Source organism: Trichocoleus sp. FACHB-262 (genome assembly GCF_014696035.1).
GTDB lineage: Bacteria > Cyanobacteriota > Cyanobacteriia > FACHB-46 > FACHB-46 > Trichocoleus.
In genome coordinates, this window is record NZ_JACJPK010000017.1 from 249,558 (window position 1) to 265,818 (window position 16,261).

Sequence of the window (16,261 nt, forward strand, 5' to 3'; positions counted from 1 at the left end):
CTTGCTGAACTCTAAAGAGCAGTGACAATGACAGGATGCCTAGAAATCTAGCCCACCTTCACGAGCTGCATCTGCCAGAGCTTTAACCCGACCGTGGTAGAGATTGCCACCTCGATCAAAGACAACCTGCTTGATACCTTGCTCCAGCGATCGCTGAGCAATTAACCTACCAACTTCAACCGAGGCATCACAGGTAGAGCCAGACGCTGACTTCGACTTTAAGTCTGATTCCAAGGTTGAAGCAGATGCTAAGGTACGTTGCTTAGTATCATCAATAACCTGAGCATAGATATGTTGATGTGAGCGAAAAACGGATAGCCGAGGACGTTCTGCTGTACCCACTACATCCCGTCGAATCCGACGATGCCGACGACGGGTTGATTCTTTACGACTAAGTTTCATATCTATTTCTTCCCTGCTTTGCCAGCCTTGCGTCTGACGAACTCACCTGCGTAGCGAATACCTTTGCCCTTATAGGGTTCTGGTGGACGAACAGCTCGAATGCGTGCTGCGATGTTGCCAACGATTTCTTTGTCGATGCCACTAACAAGAACGTTGGTGTTGTTTTCAACAGCCATCTGCACACCTTCAGGGGGCTCAATTTGTACTGGGTGGCTATAACCGACACTCAGTACTAAATTACGCCCTTGAACTTGAGCCCGGTAACCAACTCCTTGAATTTCAAGGCGACGCTGGAATCCTTGAGAAACACCTTCTACCATGTTGGAAACTAAGGTGCGGCACAAACCATGCCGTTGGCGAGCCGCACGAGATTCATCCCGACGCTTCACCAGCAGTGTTTCACCTTCCTGCTCTACAATTACTTCATTTGGTAGAATCCTAGAAAGTTCACCTTTAGGTCCTTTAACCGCAACCTGCTGCCCCTCAATTGTGACAGTCACTTTCTGAGGAATACTAATGGGACGCTTACCAATGCGAGACATGACTGAATACTCCTGGTTGATGTAGATGAACAGGATCTAGGACTTCCTGTGCATCTCGACAAGATTCTGCTTGGTAAATTGGCTTACCAAACATAGCAAAGCACTTCACCGCCAACACCACTACGACGTGCCTCACGATCCGTCATAATGCCGCTTGAAGTAGAAATGATCGCAATGCCAATGCCGCCTAACACGCGCGGTAGTTCTCTGCGATTGGAGTAAACGCGCAAACCTGGCTTACTAACCCGTCTTAAGTTTGTAATAATAGGTCGACGATTTTTTCCTTTATATTTCAGGGCAATGACTAAATGTCGCTTCACCCCGTCACCAACTTCCTCAAAGTCAGAGATAAAACCTTCGTCTTTGAGGACTCTGGCAATACTTTGAGTCATTCTAGTTGCTGGTACTTCTGTAGTCTGATGCCGCGCTAGATTTGCATTACGAATACGCGTCAGCATGTCTGCAATTGTGTCGTTAGCCGCCATAGTTCCCTCTTTATGAAACCGTCTGCCTTAATTACTCCCGAAAGGGCATACCCATCTCTTTCAGTAAGGCGCGGCCCTCCTCGTCATTGTTTGCAGTTGTAATGATTGAGATGTCCATCCCACGGATTTGGTCGATGCTGTCGTAACTAATTTCTGGGAAAATGAGTTGCTCTCGCACACCCAAAGTGTAGTTACCACGGCCATCAAAGCTTTTGGGACTGATACCACGAAAGTCACGAATTCGGGGCAGCGACAAGTTGATTAGTCGCTCTAGGAAGGAATACATGCGATCGCCCCGCAGGGTGACCATGACACCGACAGGCATTCCTTGACGGATCTTGAAGCCAGCGATCGCCTTCTTGGCTCTAGTCACAACAGGCTTTTGACCTGTGATGACTGCGACTTCATTCACAGAAGCCTCAAGAGCTTTTGCATTCTGAGAAGCTTCTCCCAGACCACGGTTGATGGTGACTTTGACCAGTTTCGGCACTTGATGGATGTTAGTGTAGCCAAACTGATCCATCAGCTTCGGTACGATTTGTTCTTGATAAGTTGTTTTTAGCTTTCCCGCCATAATTTCGTCCTTTTACCCTGGGCTTTGTCAGGGAAATGAAGCCTAGTGATTTACCTGGAATTAAGATTTGACTTTGTCTAGTCAATAATCTCGCCAGTTTTCTTGAGCATCCGCACCTTGCGACCACTGTCGTCAAAGGTGTAGCAAATGCGGCTAGCCACTTTTTGCTTGGTCGAATACAGCATGACGTTGGAGCTGTGAACTGGCGCTTCAGTCGTCACAATACGGCCTGATTCACCTTCTTGCTGAGGTTTAACGTGTTTGGTCTTAACGTTAACCCCTTGAACCACTACTTTGCTGAGCTTAGGATAGGTCTTTAAGACCTCACCGATCGTCCCTTTGTCTTTGCCAGCAATGATTTGAACTGTGTCGCCTTTCTTCACATGCATTCTGTGACGAACTGGCGTCGTTGCTTGATTTTTGCCTGCCATTACAGCACCTCCGGAGCCAGAGAAACAATTTTGGTGAAGTTTTTGTCGCGTAGTTCACGGGCTACAGGGCCAAATACGCGAGTTCCCCTGGGGTTGCCATCGGCGTTGATGATGACAGCAGCATTATCATCAAAGCGAATGCTCATGCCGCTATCGCGTCTCAAGCCTTTCTTGGTACGAACGATCACAGCGCGGACCACATCAGACTTTTTGACTGCCATGTTAGGAATTGCATCCTTAACGACAGCAATAATGACATCGCCAACACCACCGTAACGGCGGTTTCCCCCTAAAACGCGGATACACATCAGTTTGCGCGCACCGCTATTGTCAGCCACATTGAGGTAAGACTCTTGTTGAATCACGTCTGGTCTCCCTGGTTCTAGACTTGTGAAGCACTGTTAAGGATGTCACTGACAATCCAGCGCTTGGTGCGGCTGAGAGGTCGAGTTTCACGAATGCGGACGCGATCGCCCACATGACACTTATTTTCTTCATCATGGGCTTTGTAACGCTTGGTGCGTACCATGATTTTGCCGTACTTGGGGTGAGGCGCTCTGTTCTCTACCGCCACAACTACTGTCTTGTCCATTTTGTCGCTGACAACCAAGCCAACTCTTTCTTTAACTGCCATGATCGCCTACTCCTGTTCTGTAGCTGACTGCGTGGTTGAGGATGCAGCTATCTGGCGCGCTCTTTCCACTGTCATGAGTTGAGCCAGCTGGTGCCGCGCATGCTTAAACTGATGTGACTTTTCTAACTGTCGAGTTGCTTTCTGCATTCGCAATTCAAACAACTGACGCTTTACAGCCAAAATTCTTTCGTTAAGTTCTTCATCACTGAGGTTTTTCACCTCATCAATCTTGGGAAGAGACATGTTCTACGACTCCTCAGCAGGCGCTTCTGCTTCTACTGCCGCTTCTACTTGACGGACAACTACTTTAGTTTTGATGGGTAGTTTGAAGGCAGCTAAACGCATTGCCTCACGAGCGGTCTCTTCAGTTACCCCACCAATTTCAAACATGATGCGACCGGGTTTGACGACTGCCACCCAAAACTCAGGATTTCCTTTACCAGAACCCATCCGGGTTTCAGCAGGACGCATCGTTACAGGCTTGTCTGGGAAAATTCGAATCCAGATTTTGCCGCCCCGACGAATGTAGCGAGTCATAGCTCGACGGCTAGCCTCAATTTGGCGGGAAGTAATCCAGGCTGGCTCTAGTGCCTGCAACCCAAAATCACCGAAATTCAGCGCACTCCCTTTAGTCGCCAAACCGCGCATCCGACCGCGCTGTTGCTTTCTAAACTTAGTTCTTCTTGGACTTAACATGGTTCGATTCCAATCTGTAGGCGATCACTCAAAGCTGATGTTTAGCAATCCTGTGTCTATACTCAGACTTCGCAAATCAACCTTCGTTAGAGCGGTCTTCAAATTGCTGACGGCGGCGTTGCTGGCGACGACGAGGCTGAGTATTGCCTGCGGGTGCTGGTTCTTCCTGACCAGGAATAATCTCACCCTTAAACACCCAAACTTTGATTCCTAAAACACCATAAATGGTCTGAGCAGTGCGATAGGAGTAATCAATATCAGCACGCAAAGTATGAAGGGGGACTCTACCTTCACGAGTCCATTCTGGTCGAGCGATTTCTGCTCCGTTCAAGCGACCACTCACTTGAATTCTGATGCCTTCAATCCCGGCTCGTTGGGCTCTTTGAATCGCTTGACGTACCACTCGACGGAAGGAAACTCGGCGCTCTAGTTGCTGACCAATGTATTCAGCAATCAAGGCTGCGTCTGCATCCACCCGAGCAACTTCTACGACGTTAATGCGGATTTGGCGATCGCTGCTGCCCAATTCAGCTTGCAGTCCAGCGCGTAGAGATTCGATTCCTGTACCACCGCGTCCCACGACTACGCCAGGGCGAGCGGTACGAATTTCTAGATCGATTTGATCAGCTTTGCGTTCAACTCTAATTTCAGAGATACCAGCATTGCTCAAATTTTTCTGAACAAACTGACGGATTTTGTAGTCTTCCTGCAAAAGCTCTGGATAGCGGCTAGGTTCAGCGAACCAGCGGGAGCGGTGTTCTTGGGTTGTACCCAAACGAAAACCAACTGGATGAATTTTCTGTCCCACGAATACGTCCTCGATAAAAGCAGTAAAGGGCTAGCTAAGTTAAGGGGATAGAGATACCAAGAAGCGTCCTATCTATGCATCCCCTTGAGGCGCAACCGCTACAGTAATGTGGCAGGTAGGTTTACGAATTTGATAGGCGCGACCTTGAGCCCGAGGTCTAAAGCGCTTTAAGGTAGCACCTTGGTCAGCAAAGGCTTGGCTAACCACCAAGGTGGCTGGATCAAGTCCAGCGTTGTGCTCAGCATTAGCAACAGCAGAGCGTAAAACTTTAAGTACAGGCTCACAAGCCCGATAGGGCATAAATTCCAGAATAATCAGCGCTTCTCGATAAGACCGACCCCGGATTTGGTCTAGAACCCGCCGAACCTTGTGGGGGGACATGCGGATGTAGCGTGCGATCGCTTTTACTTCAGTAGTATCAACAGCCATAAATTTACCCTTCTATCCCTCTGGCTAGCAGCCTGCAAAATGGGTTTACAATCTCCAACTCACAGGCTGAAGCAAACGGCTAAACCCTCACATCTTTTTACCGACGAGCCTTCTTGTCACTCTTAGAGTGACCACGAAATGTGCGAGTCGGAGCAAATTCTCCTAGTTTGTGACCCACCATTTGCTCGGTCAAATATACAGGAACATGTTGACGACCATTATGAACCGCCACCGTATGACCAATCATCTGCGGCAGAATGGTGGAAGCTCTAGACCAAGTCTTAATGACTTGCTTTTCGCCTCTAGCATTCAACGCTTCAATCTTGCTCATTAAGTGGTCAGCGACAAAAGGGCCTTTTTTTAAGGAACGAGACATAGCTCAGTCAACCTATCGGTGATTACAAATCGTTCTAACCAAGAGTCAATGCAGACCCTATTTAAGGGCCTACATCAGAAGCCAAGAGATTTAGGACTCCCGACCGCCACGACCCCGCTTGGAAGACTTACGACGGCGACGGACGATCAAGGCATCGCTCAGTTTCCGCTTCTTACGAGTCTTGTAGCCTAGAGCTGGCTTACCCCAAGGAGTGACAGGCCCGCTTCTACCGATAGGAGCGCGACCCTCACCACCACCGTGGGGGTGGTCCACTGGGTTCATAACGCTGCCCCGCACCTCGGGTCTACGGCCCAAGTGGCGCTTGCGGCCTGCTTTACCCAAGCTGATATTTCTAGCTTCGGTATTACCGACCTGACCAATCGTGGCATAGCACTCGCGGCGAATCAGGCGAACCTCACCAGAGGGCAGCTTCAGCGTGACATAAGCTCCTTCTTTAGCAACCACCTGAGCGATAGCTCCAGCAGCCCGGACAATTTGCCCACCTTTTCCTGGCACCAATTCAACGTTATGTACGCCGGTACCTAGAGGAATATTGCTCAGGGGTAGAGCATTACCAATCTCAATGGGTGAGTCGGGACCAGCGACCACTAGGGTGCCGACCTTAAGACCTAAAGGATGGAGAATATAACGCTTCTCACCATCACGGTAATGCAGCAGGGCGATGCGAGCATTACGGTTGGGATCGTACTCAATCGATACAACCCGCGCTGGAATACTGCGCTTGTCACGACGAAAGTCGATGATACGGTAGAGGCGTTTGTGACCACCACCCCGATGGCGAGTGGTAATTACACCTCGGTTATTCCGACCTTTGGCGCGGTGAACTGAAATTGTTAAAGACTTTTCTGGCTCGCTACGTGTAATCTCATCGAAGTCTGAGACGGTACGCTGACGAGTTCCAGGGGTATATGGCCGATAAGAACGGATGCCCATAACTCAAACTCTTGGTTGCACTAGTAGACCATTCAACAATGTTGCTAGTACGGGCATATCAAAATACGCCCCTACCGACAGTACAAGGGAAAACCCTAAACTTCAGGGAACAGAGTAATAGAATCTCCTGCTGCCAAAGTTACGACCGCCCGCTTGTACTGGGGGCGATGACCCATAAACTTACCAACTCGACGCTGCTTGAGGGGAGGTCTTTGAGTGTTGACACCCACGACTTTAACTTCAAATAGTTCCTCGATCGCCGCCTTGATTTGTGGCTTAGTTGCTTGAGGAGCAACTTCAAAGGTGTATTTGTTGTCTTCTAGCAATCGAGTTGCTTTCTCAGTCACCAGAGGGCGGCGAATCAAATCTGCTAAAGAGCGAGGATTAGCCTTAGTCACCGTAGACCTCCTGGATTTTCGTAAGAGCAGATGCTGTGGTCAAAATCTGATCCGCAGCAAGGATGTCGAAGACATTCAAGTTGGACGCAGAGATGAGTCTCAGGTTAGGGATGTTGCGAGCTGAGAGGTAAACAGTTTCGGCACGCTCAGGCATGATCAACAGGATTTTAGCTGTTGGCTCAATTCCCCAACGAGCGATCGCGGATACCAATTCTTTGGTTTTCGGCCGAGGCAGTTGATCAGCAAAATCCTGCACAACCACCAAATCTTCGAACCGACTTTGCAGAGCAGTTCTCAAAGCTAAACGACGCTCTTTCCGGTTCATCTTGATCGTGTAATCTCTTGGCTTCGGGCCAAAGATGACACCACCACCCCGCCACAGGGGAGAACGATTGGAACCAGCACGGGCACGTCCTGTACCCTTCTGCCGCCAGGGCTTACGACCCCCTCCACTCACTTCTGCACGGGTCTTGGTACTCGCAGTTCCTTGACGAGCATTCGCCAATTGACGAACCAATGCTCGGTGAACAACGTGAGAAGCCGTCCCTTCTTTTGCAACGCGGAGGTCTAGGGGAGCCTCTCCGACTTCCTTTCCTTCCCAGTCTCGAACTACACAGTTAACCATATCTCTCTTTAATCCCTGTCCTGTAGCCTCTTGTCTGCGATGGCCTGCGAGCCAAGATCAGCCAGCATAACGCCTACAGAGCTTTTACTTTGAACGACCTACTTGTTTAGCAGGAACGATGCTCAGCAACGCACCCGGCTTACCAGGAACCGCCCCTTTGATCAGCAATAGATTGCGCTCAGCATCTACGCGAACCACTGTCAATTTACGAATCGTGACTTGCGAGCCACCCAAACGACCAGCCATCCGCTTTCCTGGATAAACGCGTCCTGGCGTAGTACCAGCTCCCGTCGAACCCGGGGCACGGTGGTTTTTAGAACCGTGAGCCATAGGACCACGAGCGAAATTATGACGCTTTTGATAACCAGCGAAGCCGCGACCGATACTAGTACCGATGACATCGATGATTTGACCAGCAGAAAAGATGTCTGCTTTGATCTGCTGACCTAGCTCAAACTCGCTGGTATTATCTAGCCGATATTCCTGTAGATGGCGTAGCGGCGTAGCATTCGATTTGGCCAGGTGGCCTAGTTCAGGTTTATTCAGCGCCTTTTGGCTTGTTTCGCCAAAGCCAACCTGAATGGCAGAGTAGCCATCGGTTGATGCTGTTTTAATCTGCGTAATAGCGCATGGACCCGCTTGAACGACAGTCACAGGAATTGCTTTCCCCGTTTCGTCGAAGATCTGAGTCATGCCAAGTTTGGTGCCGAGAATACCCACAGACACAGCAACTGGTCTCCCTTTTGTACACACTACAAAGGAGCTGAACCAAAAAATGATTCATAACTCCGATGAACCTTGTCAGAGACCAGCCAAGAGTAAGACCTGAATCAACAGAATCTTTCTCTTGGAAGTCCTGCAATATTTAAGGCTAGCTTTTTCGATGAATGTCAAACCAATATGGTTTGACGCTGCCTACTTTCGCCGGGACTTAAGCAAAACCGCTCAGTATCCTTAGGGCACAAGCCAAGCTATTGATCGGAAGCCAATGCTAACACGCTTTGGTTCACTCAATCTCAGCCTGACCTTAACTCTCAATTAACGGACCCAGAAACATCTCTCTTTGTCTGAGTTATCAACTTTGAGACAAAAGCAGCAAAGCTTTTACTTTGCTGAAATTCTGGGGAGAATTTGTTAGCCCGGTTTTTTGGCGACAATAAAACATCTTAGACAATTTGTTTGAACTTGTCTAGTCAATTTGCAAAATTAGTTCATCTAACGATTCAGTTTATTAAGCTTGGCCTGCAAAGCCGCATCAGAACGAAGACTCTTTAATAGTCAAAACCAAGCTATCGCAGGGCTTTGCGAAGAGTCGTGCTAATGAGATCCACTACGAATGTTAAACCAATAAAGCAACTCAACGTGACTAGTAATCCTGGATAGTCAAAGCTGCTGAGTTGTTCTGTCAGTAATCGACCGAGGCCGCCCGCACCGACTAACCCCACAATCACGGTTTCTCGAATACACACTTCCCAACGGTAAAGGATGTAAGCGATAAAGCGGGGAAATGTGGGAGGCAAGACGCCATATAGAAAGACTTGGGCTCCTGCTGCACCTTGAGCTTTGAGGGCTTTTAAGGGTCGCTCATCTAAATTTTCATTCACCTCAGCCATCAAGCGGCCCAAGATACCTAAGTTATGCAAGCCAAGAGCGATCGCACCAGGTAAGATTCCGGGAAATAAGACGAACAGCCACATCAAAGCCCAAATGGGGGCTGGAATGGCACGGCTAACAAGCAACCAGAAGCGAGTCAGTAAAAAACCCGTTGGACTCCAGAATTTGGCGGCTTGATTAGTTTTCGTGGGATTCAGTAGGCCACCTGGCAAAAAAAAGTTGTGGGCGGCAGGAAAGGAAAGTAGGACACCACCGACTCCAGCGATCGCCATTGCCAAGATTGACATCGCCAGGGTTTGCGTCGCTAATTCCCAAAGTTGACTGCTGGAAATGCCAGTTAAATGAGGCGGCCAAGCAGTTTGAAGTACTTCGCTCAAGAGCTGTAGAGTCCGAGGTTGCCAAAGCTTGCTGACATCTGCTTGGACATACCAAAACGAAAACGGGAGCAATAGCACCACCCCCAGCCAAGAACCAATCACCACCGGATCGCGCTGATAAAACAGAGAGGGGCACTGAGTCAAATTGAGAGTATTGAGATCCAGCCGATTCGGTAAACCCAGGCGATGACGCAAGAGAGCGCTCCAAAAGTCAACGGAGCCGTTGAGAAGAAATAGCGCCAAGAACAGCGTCCACATCTGTTCGTAGCGTAGAGATTGCAGACTCAGCAAGATTTGATAGCCTAAGCCACCAGCTCCAATAATTCCTAGGACAGCCGCCGAACGAATTGAGCATTCAAATCGGTAGAACGTGTAAGAGAGTAGATTGGGAAAAGCTTGAGGAATTAAGCCATAAGTCAATGCTTGCAGTGGTGACACGCCGCTATTTAGCAGTGCTAGCAAAGGCTGGCGAGGAGTTTCATCCAGAATTTCGGAGAAGACTTTGGCTGTAATTGCGCCGAAGGGAAGGGCAATCGCCAATACGGCTGTGAGTGGGTCTAACCCGAAAATGTTGACGAAAAACAACCCCCAAATGATTTCATGAATCGCACGTGGCACCGACAACACCGCTCTAATACTGAGCCAAGGCCAACGATCGCGATTGGCAAATGACCAGCGTTGAAGCTTTTTGCCCCAAGACTGGAAGCGAACCGTTTCACATTTGCTTGGAAAAAGGGATTGCCACCAAACCTCAGAAGCTAGTACCCCCCCAACCATACCAACCACAACACTGAGACTCGTTCCACACACCGCATAAGCCAGAGTTGTGAGTGTAGAGTGCCAGGTAAGCCAAAGAAAAGCTGGGCTGAAATCGGGGTGGAAGCTAGCTGCGAGAAAGCGCCCTACTAAGCCCCAACCCCCTGGATTGAAGAGGCTACGGCTGAAAATGCCAGTTTGTTGTACGGACCAAGCGATCGCAGCCAAACAGACGGCTCCCCACAGCATTCGTGAATTGAACAGCGAAGGGCGAGGAGGTAGTTTGGTAGAGAGTTTAGCGAAGGAGGGATCGCGAGTCGGCCACACAGCAAATCTAATTTTCGTGATCAATTCGGTAGAGCGCTGCAATCATCTCAGGTGAGATCGCAGTCGAAGACACATCAAAGAGGATTCGTCCTTGCCTTAAGCCAATGATGCGATCGCAGTGGCTTTGTGCCAGTTCAATGGAGTGCAAGCTCATTACTAGGGTTTTGCCTGTACTCTGGCTGAGATGGCGTAACAGATCCATGATTTCTCGGCTGCGCTCTGGGTCGAGGCTGGCGATCGGTTCATCCGCCAAAATCACCGTCGGGTTTTGCACTAACACTCGCGCTAAAGCCACCCGTTGTTGTTGCCCGCCCGAAAGTTGATCAGTGCGATCGTAGAGCTTTTCAGGAATGCCCACTTGAGTCAGAGCTTTGACGGCAACTTCCACTTCTAGAGGCCAAAGCAGGGAAAGGGCTGATTTCAACCAAGACCAGTGTCCCAAGTGACCTGCGTTGACGTTATGCACCACTCGTAGATTATCGACCAGGTGGAACTGCTGGTAGATAGTACCAATCTGTTGCTGTACTCGTCGCAACGTCTGAGGGGAAAGCATCGACAAATTGCGACCAATGGCCCAAACCTCTCCTTGGGTAGGAAACAAGGTGCCATTGAGCAAGCTGATTAATGTACTTTTTCCCGCCCCACTAGGGCCAACCAAAGCTACCCGCTCTCCCGCTTGAATTTGCAAGTTAATCTCGGTCAAGGCGGGAAACGAGCCAAACCATTGACCAACCTGTTTCAACTCCAAAATCGGGCCAGCCGCACTCATTTAATCTTGCCAATCTCGCGACCTACGGCTTCAATTTTGGCGTAGTTACCATTCTGAGTGGGGATAAACTTCTGCGCCCCGAACAAATTCAGAATTTCCTTTTGCTCTGGCACTTTGGGGTCTAGCTTTAGGAAAGCTGCTTGTACCTTCTGCGGAAAGTCCTCACCATAGCGCTGTTTGACCTGGGGATTGACTACCCAGTGATAGTCATAGTAAGCGGGCGTTTGCCACAACACCATAACCTTGTCTAGATTGACTTCCCCAGCCTTAACGCGATCGCGCCAAACTTGCTCATTTAGCACACCAGCGTCGTAAGTCCCCGCCTCCACCAACTTAATCGTGGCGTCGTGAGAACTAGAAAATCCGGGTTGGCCTTTGAAGTCGTTCAGACTCATGCCCGATTGCTGAAGGAAGTACTGCGGCATCAATCGTCCCGAAGTCGAGGATTCACTGCCAAAAGTAAACGTCCGCCCCTTCAATGCGGTTAATTCTTTTAGGTCTTGAATGGGAGTGAGACCACTAGACTTGTTAGCAATAAAGACGCTGTGAAACTTCTCATCAATATCCCGTTGGGCGATCGCTTCTGCCCCTGGCACCTGTAAGCGCGCTTGCACCCCTGTCAAACCGCCAAACCAAACCAAATCTAGGTCACCCACCTTAAAGGCAGTCACAGCTGCGGTGTAGTCAGTCACAGGTTTGTACTGAACTGGCACCCCCAATTCTTTAGTTAAGTAGTCTGCCAGCTTGTCATATAAGCGCTGCAACTTCTCTGGATCTTGATCTGGAATAGCTCCTGCCACCAACGGCTGCACCTGACCATTCGCATTTGGTGCTGATGTCGTTGAGTTAGGTCGTGGTGAGCAAGCGGCAAGGGGAAGTAACAACAGCAATAAACCGACCAAACTAATTTTTTTCATACGGGCTTGTATCTCTGCCAGATATCACTAAACCAGAAGAGATGATAATCCAAATTTGAGAACAACCTAGTACTCAAGCCAAAGTGTTGATCGTTACCTAGAGTCCTATTAACCAGACGGTAAGGTTTGTACAAAGTCAAACAAACGGTGAGCCATTTCCAGCTTGCTGCACTGAGGCACAGGAACTTGACGACCGTGGGCATCGAGCAGAACGGCTTGATTGGTATCTGTACCGAAACCACTATCAGGTTGATCGACTGGATTTGCTGCGATCGCATCTAGCTTCTTTCGCCGCAGTTTATCTAGAGCAGGGGTGACAATATCTCCGGTTTGCGCGGCAAAGCCAATTAACCGCTGGTGGGGTTGCTTGAGCGTACCAATTTCGGCGGCAATATCAGGCACCGAGGCTAAGGGTAGGGTAGAAGGAAGCGATCGCTTGGGCAGTTTTTCGGCGTGGTACTCTGCAGGTTTGACATCCGCTACCGCTGCTGACATCACAATCCAATCGGCATTGGGTAAGCACTCTAGCAAAGCTCGGCGCATCTCCTCGGCACTGACCACGGGGTGCGATCGCACTCCTTGTAAGGGCGAACAGCCATTCGCCTTTACTCCAATTAAGGGGGCATGAACCAGGGTGACTTGAGCACCACGATGTAGAGCTGCTTGCGCTAGAGCTAGACCCATTTTGCCCGTGGAAGGATTGCCAATAAAGCGAACGGGGTCGAGATGCTCACGAGTCCCCCCGGCACTAATTAAAATTTGCCTGCCAGCTAAATCTCGTTGGCCTCGCGTGTGCACCAGGGAAAGCAAGTGCGGCAAGATTTCTTCTGGTTCTGCCATCCGACCTGCCCCAACGCGATCGCAAGCTAAGATGCCTGCCCCTGGCCCAACGGTGTGATAGCGGGAGTCAGCTTGAAGTTGCTGCCAGTTTCGTTGTACTGCCTGCTGCTCCCACATATCTGTGTTCATCGCTGGAGCTAGTAGGACTGGGCAGGTAGAAGCCAGAACCGTGTTCGTGAGTAAGTTGTCTGCTAAACCGTAGACTAGCTTGGCTAGAGTGTTGGCGGTGAGGGGAGCCAACAGCAATACTTCAGCCCATTCCCCTAACTCAATATGGAGGGGACGACCCTGGACTGGCTGCCAAAAATCTTGATCGGTATAGGCAGGATAACGCGATAGCGTGGCAAAGGTTAGGGGAGTGACAAATGCCTGAGCCGACTGCGTCAGAATGACTTTGACTTCGGCACCCGCTTTGGCGAGGTTGGAAACAACCTCACAAATTTTGTAAGCAGCAATGCCCCCACTGATGCCGATTAAGACTCGTTTACCTTGAAGCATGAATTGATTGACTGGAATTGACCTCTCCCCATCCCCTCCCCTAGCAGGAGAGGGGTGCCGGAGGCGGGGTGAGGTTTGATTTTAGCTAAATCACAACTCTAGGCTTCGTCGTAGGCCTCTAAATCCAGCAGGTGCATGTAAGGTTCAATCAGTTCAGGACGTTGAAAGGCGATCGCCCGGAGGAGATGCCAATCATTCAATCCATCAAACGGATTGGTATAGCTATCCTGCTCTAGACGTGTGGCTAAATCCGCAACATCAGACTCAGTCAACGCTTCAATCTGTCGGCTCGAAATACTCAACGTAGTCATCGCCCGCACCTCCCGTCAGCAGCACCAGCATGTAGTGGATAGCTTGATCCAAGTACCCCTCTATACTACTGAGTTCAGTCAGTATACCCGTCAAACTTTATAAGAAGTTTTTGCACGATTCTGTGACAGTACTTGAAGCACAAACGTCCGCATGAGCTGCAACACTTCTGGACGGACATCGTGCCCCATCTGAAATTCTTGATACTGCACTGACACCCCTAATGCTAGGAGCCGATCCCTCGCATCTCGCGCTGCACTGAGAGGCACGACGTTATCTTGCAGACCATGCGCCATAAACACAGGTGGAAAGGCATCGCTTTTGGGTTGGGATGATTGATGCCAATAACCGCTTAAAGAAACCAAACCTGCCAACGGTAAGCTAAGCCCCACATCCAACGTCATTGCGCCGCCTTGGGAGAAACCAGCCAGAACCGTTCTCGATAGTGGCACTCCTGTCTGCCCTTCTAGAGATTGGAGCCAATCGGTGAGCAGTTGGCGGCTTGCTGCTAGACCTGTTCCGTCGGCAACGGGGAAGGTCGGCGTTTGACCAAAGCTGTACCACATGCGCCCAGAAGGTGGGTTGTAAGGATGAGGCAACGGCCCGTCTGGGCAGAGAAATTGACAATTCGACAAATTCAGCAGGGGCAGTAACGATGCTACATCTTGAGCATTTGCACCCCAACCATGTAAGACCACGATTAGTCCTTCGGGAGCTTGACCTGTTGCGGGTGGAATTGAGATAGCCTGTAGACTCAAAGTGACTCCTTTCAGAATTGCGACAAATAGCGATCGCTGCCTGGATAATCATAATTTCGCATCGGTGCAAATTCCATTTATCCTGAGTAAGGCAAGTTTTCTGACTGTTTGTGCACTAGGGGAGATTTCGGCGTCATGGCGCGTCTAGCACTGCTGAGTACATCGGATAAAACGGGTCTCATTGACCTCGCTCGCAGCTTAGTAGAAGAATTTGAGTTTGACCTAATCAGCAGTGGGGGCACCGCCCAAGCCCTAAAAGACGCTGGGCTACCTGTAACTAAAGTGTCCGATTACACGGGGTTTCCCGAAATTTTGGGAGGTCGCGTCAAGACCTTGCAGCCTCGGATTCATGGCGGCATTTTGGCCCGGCGAGATGTGCCCCAAGATTTAGCGGATTTGGAAGCGCACCAGATTCGCCCCATCGATCTAGTTGTGGTGAATCTCTACCCCTTCGAGCAAACAATCGCCAAACCAGGGGTAACTTTAGCCGAAGCGATCGAGCAGATCGATATTGGTGGGCCAGCGATGTTGCGAGCCTCGGCAAAAAACCACGCTCACCTGACCGTACTCTGCGATCCCACTCAATACAATACTTATTTGCAAGAGTTACGGCAAAACAACGGCGCAGCGTCTCTAGAATTCCGTCGGGCTTGCGCCTTACAGACTTTCCAACATACGGCTGCCTATGACCAAGCGATCGCTACTTATCTAAGCCAAGGCAGCTCTGCTCAGCATGAATCAGCGGATCTGCCCCAGGAATTTTCCCTCTCTGGTCAGCAGTTGCAACCGCTACGCTACGGTGAAAACCCCCACCAATCTGCGGCTTGGTACCAAACTGGAGCCACAGCAACCGGATGGGCCGCAGCGGCTAAGCTCCAAGGCAAAGAGCTGAGCTACAACAACTTGGTGGACCTAGAAGCCGCGCGCCGCATTATTGCTGAATTTAGTGATCCCCAAAGTCCTGCTGCCGCCACCATCATTAAACACAACAATCCTTGTGGTACTGCCTTAGGCAGTAGCCTAGTGGAAGCGTACCAGAAAGCCTTCAATGCCGATTCCACTTCGGCGTTTGGTGGCATCGTGGCTCTCAACCGCCCGATTGATGCGGCAACGGCGACTGAACTCACCAAAACCTTCTTGGAATGTGTGGTTGCTCCAGGTTGCGATGCTGAGGCTCAAGAAATTCTGGGAGCTAAATCGAAAGTTCGGGTTTTGACCTTGCCTGACCTGCGGAGCGGTGCCAAAGATAATGTCAAAGCGATCGCCGGAGGCTTTCTAGTCCAAGCGTCTGATGATGCGGTTGAAGATCCTGCCCAATGGCAAGTGGTGACAGAACGCAAACCCACTGATGAGCAGCTAGAAGAACTCCTGTTTGCCTGGAAAGTTTGTAAGCACGTCAAGTCCAATGCCATTGTTGTGACGCGCGATCGCACTACTTTAGGAGTGGGCGCAGGCCAAATGAATCGCGTCGGTTCCGTCAAAATTGCCTTAGAGCAAGCAGGCGGCAAAGTTCAAGGAGCCACCCTAGCCAGTGACGGCTTCTTCCCCTTCGATGACTCCGTGCGAACTGCTGCCGCCGCTGGCATTGTGGCGATCGCTCAACCGGGTGGCAGCATGCGCGATCAAGATTCAATTCAAGCAGCCAACGAGCTAGGCATCATCATGGTGCTGACAGGCGTGCGCCACTTCCTCCACTAACCACCCACCTCTAACACTGCCTCTATTTCCCCTTCCCTCGTAGG

23 protein-coding genes are annotated in these 16,261 nt (G+C 50.2%); 1 reads left to right on the forward strand and 22 read right to left on the reverse strand.

Annotated elements, in window-relative coordinates:
• Positions 1 to 39: 39 nt before the first annotated feature.
• The 22 genes from rplR to H6F68_RS02395 all read right to left on the reverse strand — a co-directional run bounded on the left by rplR (position 40) and on the right by H6F68_RS02395 (position 14,519).
• Complete coding sequence (gene rplR / locus H6F68_RS02290) at positions 40 to 408, reverse strand: 50S ribosomal protein L18 (RefSeq protein ID WP_370588066.1); 369 nt, start codon at positions 406 to 408, stop codon at positions 40 to 42.
• The gene (gene rplF, locus H6F68_RS02295; protein ID WP_190431485.1) at positions 405 to 944 is read right to left on the reverse strand and encodes a 50S ribosomal protein L6; all 540 of its coding nucleotides are present in this window, start codon (positions 942 to 944) and stop codon (positions 405 to 407) included. The genes rplR and rplF overlap by 4 nt, the downstream gene beginning before the upstream one ends.
• A gap of 83 nt (positions 945 to 1,027) precedes the next feature.
• The gene (rpsH, locus tag H6F68_RS02300) at positions 1,028 to 1,429 is read right to left on the reverse strand and encodes a 30S ribosomal protein S8 (protein WP_190431483.1); all 402 of its coding nucleotides are present in this window, start codon (positions 1,427 to 1,429) and stop codon (positions 1,028 to 1,030) included.
• A gap of 31 nt (positions 1,430 to 1,460) precedes the next feature.
• The gene (gene rplE, locus H6F68_RS02305) at positions 1,461 to 2,003 is read right to left on the reverse strand and encodes a 50S ribosomal protein L5 (protein WP_190431481.1); all 543 of its coding nucleotides are present in this window, start codon (positions 2,001 to 2,003) and stop codon (positions 1,461 to 1,463) included.
• Between the two features lie 77 nt (positions 2,004 to 2,080).
• On the reverse strand, positions 2,081 to 2,434 hold the full coding sequence (gene rplX / locus H6F68_RS02310; RefSeq protein ID WP_199296068.1) for a 50S ribosomal protein L24: 354 nt from the start codon (positions 2,432 to 2,434) through the stop codon (positions 2,081 to 2,083).
• The gene (gene rplN, locus H6F68_RS02315) at positions 2,434 to 2,799 is read right to left on the reverse strand and encodes a 50S ribosomal protein L14 (protein ID WP_190431479.1); all 366 of its coding nucleotides are present in this window, start codon (positions 2,797 to 2,799) and stop codon (positions 2,434 to 2,436) included. Before rplN ends, rplX begins: the two co-directional genes overlap by 1 nt.
• Positions 2,800 to 2,816: 17 nt before the next feature.
• Positions 2,817 to 3,068 carry a 30S ribosomal protein S17 gene (rpsQ, locus tag H6F68_RS02320; protein ID WP_190431477.1) on the reverse strand — a complete coding sequence of 84 codons (252 nt, stop codon included), beginning with the start codon at positions 3,066 to 3,068 and terminating at the stop codon, positions 2,817 to 2,819.
• 6 nt (positions 3,069 to 3,074) lie between these two features.
• Positions 3,075 to 3,311, reverse strand: coding sequence for a 50S ribosomal protein L29 (rpmC, locus tag H6F68_RS02325; RefSeq protein WP_190431474.1), 237 nt, complete (start codon positions 3,309 to 3,311; stop codon positions 3,075 to 3,077).
• A gap of 3 nt (positions 3,312 to 3,314) precedes the next feature.
• A complete protein-coding gene (gene rplP, locus H6F68_RS02330; protein ID WP_190431472.1) occupies positions 3,315 to 3,764 on the reverse strand; it encodes a 50S ribosomal protein L16 in 450 nt (149 codons plus the stop codon).
• Between the two features lie 76 nt (positions 3,765 to 3,840).
• Positions 3,841 to 4,572, reverse strand: a complete 732-nt coding sequence (gene rpsC / locus H6F68_RS02335) for a 30S ribosomal protein S3 (protein ID WP_190431470.1) — start codon at positions 4,570 to 4,572, stop codon at positions 3,841 to 3,843.
• A 72-nt stretch (positions 4,573 to 4,644) separates the two neighbouring features.
• The gene (rplV, locus tag H6F68_RS02340) at positions 4,645 to 5,001 is read right to left on the reverse strand and encodes a 50S ribosomal protein L22 (protein ID WP_190431468.1); all 357 of its coding nucleotides are present in this window, start codon (positions 4,999 to 5,001) and stop codon (positions 4,645 to 4,647) included.
• Positions 5,002 to 5,098: 97 nt separating this feature from the next.
• A complete protein-coding gene (gene rpsS / locus H6F68_RS02345) occupies positions 5,099 to 5,377 on the reverse strand; it encodes a 30S ribosomal protein S19 (protein ID WP_190431466.1) in 279 nt (92 codons plus the stop codon).
• A 90-nt stretch (positions 5,378 to 5,467) separates the two neighbouring features.
• Positions 5,468 to 6,331 (reverse strand): 50S ribosomal protein L2, encoded by an 864-nt coding sequence (rplB, locus tag H6F68_RS02350; protein WP_190556164.1) that lies wholly within the window; start codon positions 6,329 to 6,331, stop codon positions 5,468 to 5,470.
• A gap of 95 nt (positions 6,332 to 6,426) precedes the next feature.
• Positions 6,427 to 6,729 (reverse strand): 50S ribosomal protein L23, encoded by a 303-nt coding sequence (locus tag H6F68_RS02355; RefSeq protein WP_190431462.1) that lies wholly within the window; start codon positions 6,727 to 6,729, stop codon positions 6,427 to 6,429.
• The gene (gene rplD / locus H6F68_RS02360; RefSeq protein WP_190431460.1) at positions 6,722 to 7,354 is read right to left on the reverse strand and encodes a 50S ribosomal protein L4; all 633 of its coding nucleotides are present in this window, start codon (positions 7,352 to 7,354) and stop codon (positions 6,722 to 6,724) included. The genes H6F68_RS02355 and rplD overlap by 8 nt, the downstream gene beginning before the upstream one ends.
• 84 nt (positions 7,355 to 7,438) lie before the next feature.
• Complete coding sequence (rplC, locus tag H6F68_RS02365) at positions 7,439 to 8,080, reverse strand: 50S ribosomal protein L3 (RefSeq protein WP_190431458.1); 642 nt, start codon at positions 8,078 to 8,080, stop codon at positions 7,439 to 7,441.
• A gap of 563 nt (positions 8,081 to 8,643) precedes the next feature.
• Positions 8,644 to 10,428 (reverse strand): ABC transporter permease subunit, encoded by a 1,785-nt coding sequence (locus tag H6F68_RS02370; protein WP_313930001.1) that lies wholly within the window; start codon positions 10,426 to 10,428, stop codon positions 8,644 to 8,646.
• A 7-nt stretch (positions 10,429 to 10,435) separates the two neighbouring features.
• Positions 10,436 to 11,197 carry a phosphonate ABC transporter ATP-binding protein gene (locus tag H6F68_RS02375; RefSeq protein WP_190556166.1) on the reverse strand — a complete coding sequence of 254 codons (762 nt, stop codon included), beginning with the start codon at positions 11,195 to 11,197 and terminating at the stop codon, positions 10,436 to 10,438.
• On the reverse strand, positions 11,194 to 12,114 hold the full coding sequence (locus H6F68_RS02380) for a putative selenate ABC transporter substrate-binding protein (RefSeq protein ID WP_190556168.1): 921 nt from the start codon (positions 12,112 to 12,114) through the stop codon (positions 11,194 to 11,196). Before H6F68_RS02380 ends, H6F68_RS02375 begins: the two co-directional genes overlap by 4 nt.
• A 108-nt stretch (positions 12,115 to 12,222) precedes the next feature.
• Positions 12,223 to 13,452 carry a bifunctional phosphopantothenoylcysteine decarboxylase/phosphopantothenate--cysteine ligase CoaBC gene (coaBC, locus tag H6F68_RS02385; protein WP_190556171.1) on the reverse strand — a complete coding sequence of 410 codons (1,230 nt, stop codon included), beginning with the start codon at positions 13,450 to 13,452 and terminating at the stop codon, positions 12,223 to 12,225.
• Positions 13,453 to 13,550: 98 nt separating this feature from the next.
• Positions 13,551 to 13,763: a DUF2555 domain-containing protein gene (locus H6F68_RS02390; protein ID WP_190431449.1), complete on the reverse strand. Its 213-nt coding sequence runs from the start codon at positions 13,761 to 13,763 to the stop codon at positions 13,551 to 13,553.
• 90 nt (positions 13,764 to 13,853) lie between these two features.
• The gene (locus H6F68_RS02395; protein WP_190556173.1) at positions 13,854 to 14,519 is read right to left on the reverse strand and encodes an alpha/beta hydrolase; all 666 of its coding nucleotides are present in this window, start codon (positions 14,517 to 14,519) and stop codon (positions 13,854 to 13,856) included.
• Positions 14,520 to 14,654: 135 nt separating this feature from the next.
• Here H6F68_RS02395 and purH point away from each other — a divergent pair, with 135 nt between their 5' ends.
• Positions 14,655 to 16,217 (forward strand): bifunctional phosphoribosylaminoimidazolecarboxamide formyltransferase/IMP cyclohydrolase, encoded by a 1,563-nt coding sequence (purH, locus tag H6F68_RS02400; protein WP_190556175.1) that lies wholly within the window; start codon positions 14,655 to 14,657, stop codon positions 16,215 to 16,217.
• Positions 16,218 to 16,261: the final 44 nt, after the last annotated feature.